Below are 5,606 nucleotides of genomic sequence, written 5' to 3'. Positions count from 1 at the left end.
ATCGCCCAACAGCTCTACCTCAGCACCAAAACCGTCGAATACCACCTCGGCCACGTCTACGAAAAACTCGGCATCACCTCCCGCCGCCACCTCCGCACAGCACTCACCTGACCCCGACCGCCACCACACAGACCATCCCGGCCGACGCGATCATCACGCCGATCCCCGAATCCGGCGGCGCAACCGTCATCGGATCTACCGGCCGCGGACATTTCGACCGGAAAGTCCGTGACGGGATCGCCGTGGCTTGTGATCGTCGAGGGCTTCCACGATGCCCCCGGCGGGCCGTCGGCGGGCACGGCACTCCACGGCAGCCACCGCCCGGGCGCATGATGGAGTCGTAACGCCGATCGTCCACGGGAGAAACCACCCGCGGGGAGCTGCAGATGGACGCACGCTGGGGTGCTTCGAGCCGGGCGGCCACCGGAGGAGTGGTCGTGGGCCAGCCGGCGTTCGTCGGCCGCACGGCGGAGCTCGATGTGGTGGCGCAGGCTGCGCACAAGGCCGCGGCAGGTGAGCCGTCGCTGCTGATCGTGGAAGCGGCGGCGGGAATCGGGAAGACCGCGCTGGTCCGCCGGGCGATCGAAGGCCTTGAGGGCTTCTCCGTGTGGTGGGCGTCGTGCGACCCGGCCGAGCAGGACTGGCCGTTCTCGGTGGTCGAGCAGTGGCTGCGCCAGGCCGATCCGCGGTCGGAGGCGAACTCGATGGTCACGGATCGGGGACTCGGGCCGCACGTCCCGCCCGTGATGGTGGGCGCCCGGCTGGTGGAGTTGCTGAGCACGGCCCAGGAGGTGGGACCGGTCATCGTGGTCGTCGACGACGTGCACTGGGCCGACGAGGCGTCTTTGACGGCCGTGGGCTTCATGCTGCGCCGGTTGCGGGCCGACCGGGTGCTGGTGATCGCGACCGCCCGCACCGAAGCCGGTGCAGGAGCGGCCGTCGACGGGCTCGAAGGAGCGGTCCCGCCCGCGCGTGCGGCCCAGTGGCGACGCCTGGCGCGCGGCACGCCCCGGGTACGGGACCTGCCGTTGGAGGGACTGCCGCAGCAGGCCGTGGCGCAGATCGTCGAAACCGCCGGGGTGCGCGGAGCCGCGTCGCAGGCCCTGGCCAAGCGGCTGTGGGAACTGACCGGCGGGCACCCGTTGTACCTTCGCTCGATCCTGGCCGCGAACACGGCGGACACACTGATCGACCAGGACGCGGTGGTACTGGTGTCCGCCTCCCTGGAAGGCGCGGTACGTCAGATGCTCGCCCGGCTGCCGGCCCCGGCCCGGGCGATGGCCGAGGCGCTCGCCGTACTCGACGCGCCGGTGCCGCCGGCGGTGGCCGGCACGGTCGCCGGGCTGGAGGGCAACCCGGTGCAGGCGCTGGAGCCGCTGGTGGCGGCGGGACTCGTGGTCCGGTCGTGGGACGAGCCCTCCGGGCCGGTGCGGTTGGCTCATCCTCTGCAGCAGGCCGCGGTCTACCGTGCCATCGGCCCCGAACGACGGCGGGAACTGCACATGGCCGCCGCCCCGATCGTGGACCTGGACAGTGCCTGGGCCCACCGGGTCGCCGCCTGCACCCACAGGGACCCGGCCCTGGCCGAGGAACTGGAAGCGGAGGCCGCCCGCAAGGCGGCGGCGGGATACCTCGACCGTGCGGCCACCTTGATGCTGTGGGCCGCCAACCTCGACGAGGCCCGCGAACACCGCGAGCGCTGCCTGCTCACCGCCGCATCGTACGCAAACCACCTCCTGAACCCCTCCGGCCTCGCGGCCGCCCGCGCGCTGCGTCCGGCCGTCGAGAGCTGCGCTCCGTGCGCGCTGCGGACCGTCCTGCTCAGCTGCTACTCGTACCTGGACAACGACTACCTGCAAGCGGTGCGCCTGGGGGAACGTGCGGTGGCCGAGGCCGAGGCGGACGCCGATCCTCACGTCATGGCGGCGGCCCGGTTCCGGCTCGCCCTGTCGGACCTGGTCACCAACAATCCGGCGCGCGCCAGAGAACTGCTGGCCCGGACACTGGACGATCATGCCGTCAGAGCCGCCGACACGGCCGTATCACGCTGGTTGCTCGCGATGGGGGCGCTGTTCGCCGAAGGACCCCGTGGCGTCAGGGCGTTCCCCTGGATGACCGGCCTGCCCGACGACCCGGGCAACGTCCCGCTCCCCGACACCATGCTCCTGGTCAGCCGCGGCTACACCCGGCTCGCTCTCGGTGAACTGCACGCCGCGCAGGGTGACTTCGAGACTGTGCTGCACCCCGTACGGGCCATGGGCTCGCCACCGCTGGGCCGGCTCCACGCCCAGCTCAGCCTCGGCCTGTGTCTGTACATGCTCGGGGACTGGGACCGGGCGGCCTCCTACGCCGACCAGGCTCTGGTCGAGGGCGAGATCGACGGCTTCAACGTCCACCACGCCCCCGCTCACACCTGGACCGTCTTCATAGCGGCCGGACGAGGGGACTGGCAGAGCGCCCACAGCCACTTGGCCACCCTGCGCCAGCGGCCCGTCATGCCGATCCACGGCGACCTTCCGCCGCTGGCCGAGGCCGCCGTGGCGCAGGCCCGGGGCGACCACACCGCCATGCTGGACGCACTACGCCCGGCCTACCGGACCGCAGCCGCCGACGCGGGCCATCCAGCCCGTGCCTGGCCGGATCTGATGTTCTGGCCGATGTGGACCGAGGCACTGATCGCCACCGGGAACCTGGGCGAAGCCGAATCGGCTCTCACCCGCCTGCGGACCCAGACCGGCATGATCCCCTGCCTGGAACCGATCACCACATGGTGCACCGGGCAGCTCGCCGAAGCCCACGGAGACCTCGACACCGCACTCGCCGCATACCACCAACAGCTCGATCGCTCCCCCGGCCCCGACGACCCTCCCCTGCACCGTGCCCGCCTCGAACACGCCGCCGGGCAACTCCATCTCCTTCGCATGGACCACGACCGCGCCCGCCGACTGATCGGCCAGGCCCGCAACCGCTGCCACCGGCTCGGCGCCCACGCCTTCGCGGCCGGCCGATGAAGCGATCCACAGGGCCCGTACAGACCCCTGCGCACCCCCTCGCAGCGACCTGACACCGAGCACTCCGTCGGCACGGTCCCTCCTCGATCGCGCTTCGCGGTCCGCGCCTCCTGCGCCTCCCGTGCCTCCGACGAGAACGGGCAACGGTCGGACCGGTGTGGAAGGCCGGGCTGGAGCAACGGCCGGGTGGGAGGCGGCCGGATACGCCAAGATGGCAGCTGCCCCGGCACACCGGGTCCAGCTGCCCCTCCTCCTACCGGAAGGTCCGATGACCGGTCACACCGTCTCCGAAACGCCGTCCGCCGGCCGAGCGTATGCGCACGCCCCCGACCTCGAGGAGGAGAGCACCCGAGTGGCCCGGATACTCGCTTCCCAGGACCTGCTGAACGGCGCAGCCGTACGGCAGCGTGAGGTCCTGTTACGGCAGGCCGCGGTGGACGACCGGCGTTGGTGGCAGGGCCGTCAGGAACGGCTGCTCGCGGTCGCCCGGGTCAGCGCGCAGAGTCTGCTGTGGTTCGATCTGGCCTTCCCTCAGTATGCGGTCGGCCCCCACGGCCCGGATGCGGCCCGTTGGCGCATCGGCCCGGACGGCGCCCGCGCCTACCTCCACCAGGAATACCTCGCCTGGCTCACCGGCACGCGGGCGGCGGCACAGGGTGGCCCGGGCTCCGGCGATCCCGGGGTGTTCCCGGGCGGTGCGTCGCCGGATCGGGCGGTTCGAACGGTTCACGGCTCGGAGAGTGTCACCGGATCATGACGCTCCCGGAGCGGGCGGCTGAGGGGTGTCGGAACCGGTACCGGGGGATCCGGACGTCGACCTCGCCCTGCGTGACCTCCACAGCAGGCCCAGGCATCCGGTGACGAGGACTCCTGCGGATGCGATGAGAGCGGGACGGTCGATGCCGTCGGTGGTCTTCGCCGCATTGGCGCTCCGGACCGGGACGGTGGCCTGTGCGGTGGTGCCGCTGCTGTTGGCCCCGGCGACGGACTGGGTGCTTCCGGGGTACGCCGTGACGATGCCCCCGCCCCCGTTCAGGACCGCATCGGGAGCCTTCGGCAGGGTGGCGGGGACGGCGTTCCTGTTGAGCAGCGCCGAGGTGACGTGGACGGGTGCGACGGATGCCTGGCCGGAGGCGAACGGGGAGCTCGAGGCCTGCGAGGCCGAGGACACGCCCGGTGCGGCGGGGACCGCGTCGGAGACCGGGATGTTCTGGTCGACGTCGGTGATCTGGTTGTACCGGTAGGGCTTGAAGCCGGTGGAGGCGTAGTGGCTGTAACTGGCTCCGGTGATGAAGTGGGCCGTGGTGCCGGGGCGCGACTCCTCGTACATGTCGAAGGTGGTGTGGGAACTGTCGTCCCAGCCGGCGAAGACGAAGGTGTGCGAGTCCGAGAGGAGGATGTCCCCGGGCAGCAGGTCGTCGGCGGCTATCTCGTGCGAGACGACTCCGAGGTTGCCGGTCCAGAAATCGGTGGCCTCGTCGAGATGCCAGGCCATGGAGACGTAGCCGGAGCAGTCCTGCCGGTACGTGCCGAGCGAGTCCGTCCACCAGGACGTCTGGCTGTAGGGAACGGCTTCCGCGACCCATTGCTTGGCGCGCTGGATGACCTGGTTGCGGCTGATGGCACCGATGTCGGTCGACGACGAGGACGAGTAGGGGTCGCTCGACGAGGACGAACCTGCGACCGGAGCGGCGAGTCCCCGGCCGGTGCCGACGTTGGTGACCGATGCCGGGTCGCCGGCGGAGGCCGGTTTTCCCGCTCCCGCGGGGGCGCTCGTGGTGCTGCCCGGGGCCGCGGAGTTCTGAGCCGCCGGCGCGGTCGTCGCGCTGCCCTGGCTCGGCGTCACCGGCCCGGGGGTCGCGGCATCCGTCGTCGCTGGGTCCGATGCCGCAGGGGCCGGAGCAGCGCTGCCCGAGGTCGGCGGATCCGATGTCACCGTGCCCGAGGTCGCAGGATCCGACGCCGCCGTGCCCGAGGTCGCAGGATCCGGCGAAGCGCCATCCGAGATGGCAGGGTCCGTCGGTGCCGCGGTCCCGCACTCCGACGGATCGGGGGTGGCCGAGGTCGAGGGGTCGGCCGAGGGATCAGGGGTCGGGGCGGCGGCGCAGGCGGACGGCGTCGAAGTGGCGGAGGAGGACGGGGCCGTGGTGTCGGCGTGCGCGGCGGCCGGTGACAGGACCAGCAGGCTTGCCGTGCACGCTCCGCCGACGGCCAGGATCTTGAGGCTGGGACGGTCGCGCCATGGGCTCGGGGGCATACGCTTCCCCTTTGCAGGAGTACGGGATGAGCGGTGGAGGGCAACCGGCTGCGAGGCCTCGTTCACCCGCCACCGGTGCGATGGGACGGCAACGGTAGCGAGATGACGGGCCGGGGGAACCGGTCTTGCGGCCGGTCTGCCGGATCAGGAAGCGATCTGTGTCCGCTCGTGGCCGCCGACGCCTGAAAGGGCGGCCGACACAGCCCGTTGGGGCGGGTGTCCCCTCGACCGGGCCGGTCGGTGGAGAACGGCGGACCGGCCCGGCCGTACCGCGGTCCCGCGCCGGGCCGGTGAACGAATAAGGGGTCGGGGGCGGGCGCGAGGCTGTGGCCGTGACC

The 5,606-nt window shown here is 72.0% G+C and carries 4 protein-coding genes; 3 read left to right on the top strand and 1 reads right to left on the bottom strand.

Annotation, left to right across the window (positions count from 1 at the left end; all coding sequences use genetic code 11):
* From AB0D08_RS40055 to AB0D08_RS40045, 3 genes are all read left to right on the top strand, one after another.
* Positions 1-111 (top strand): LuxR C-terminal-related transcriptional regulator, encoded by a 111-nt coding sequence (locus tag AB0D08_RS40055; protein WP_359895288.1) that lies wholly within the window; start codon positions 1-3, stop codon positions 109-111.
* Between the two features lie 326 nt (positions 112-437).
* A complete protein-coding gene (locus AB0D08_RS40050) occupies positions 438-3,011 on the top strand; it encodes an AAA family ATPase (RefSeq protein ID WP_359895286.1) in 2,574 nt (857 codons plus the stop codon).
* Positions 3,012-3,279: 268 nt separating this feature from the next.
* A complete protein-coding gene (locus AB0D08_RS40045) occupies positions 3,280-3,768 on the top strand; it encodes a hypothetical protein (RefSeq protein WP_033820306.1) in 489 nt (162 codons plus the stop codon).
* Here AB0D08_RS40045 and AB0D08_RS40040 read toward each other — a convergent pair.
* Positions 3,763-4,857 (bottom strand): hypothetical protein, encoded by a 1,095-nt coding sequence (locus tag AB0D08_RS40040; protein WP_051812331.1) that lies wholly within the window; start codon positions 4,855-4,857, stop codon positions 3,763-3,765. The two genes, AB0D08_RS40045 and AB0D08_RS40040, sit on opposite strands and share 6 nt — an antisense overlap.
* Between the last annotated feature and the right edge of the window lie 749 nt (positions 4,858-5,606).

It is taken from the genome of Kitasatospora sp. NPDC048540, from assembly GCF_040651175.1.
Lineage (GTDB): Bacteria > Actinomycetota > Actinomycetes > Streptomycetales > Streptomycetaceae > Kitasatospora.
The sequence above is the reverse complement of the archived record's forward strand: the minus strand, read 5'-3'. Positions and strand labels throughout refer to the sequence as shown.

Excerpts from the sequence above, each read along its gene's own strand:
- AB0D08_RS40045 (WP_033820306.1), top strand. The coding sequence starts at position 3,280 with ATGACCGGTCACACCGTCTCCGAAACGCCGTCCGCCGGCCGAGCGTAT.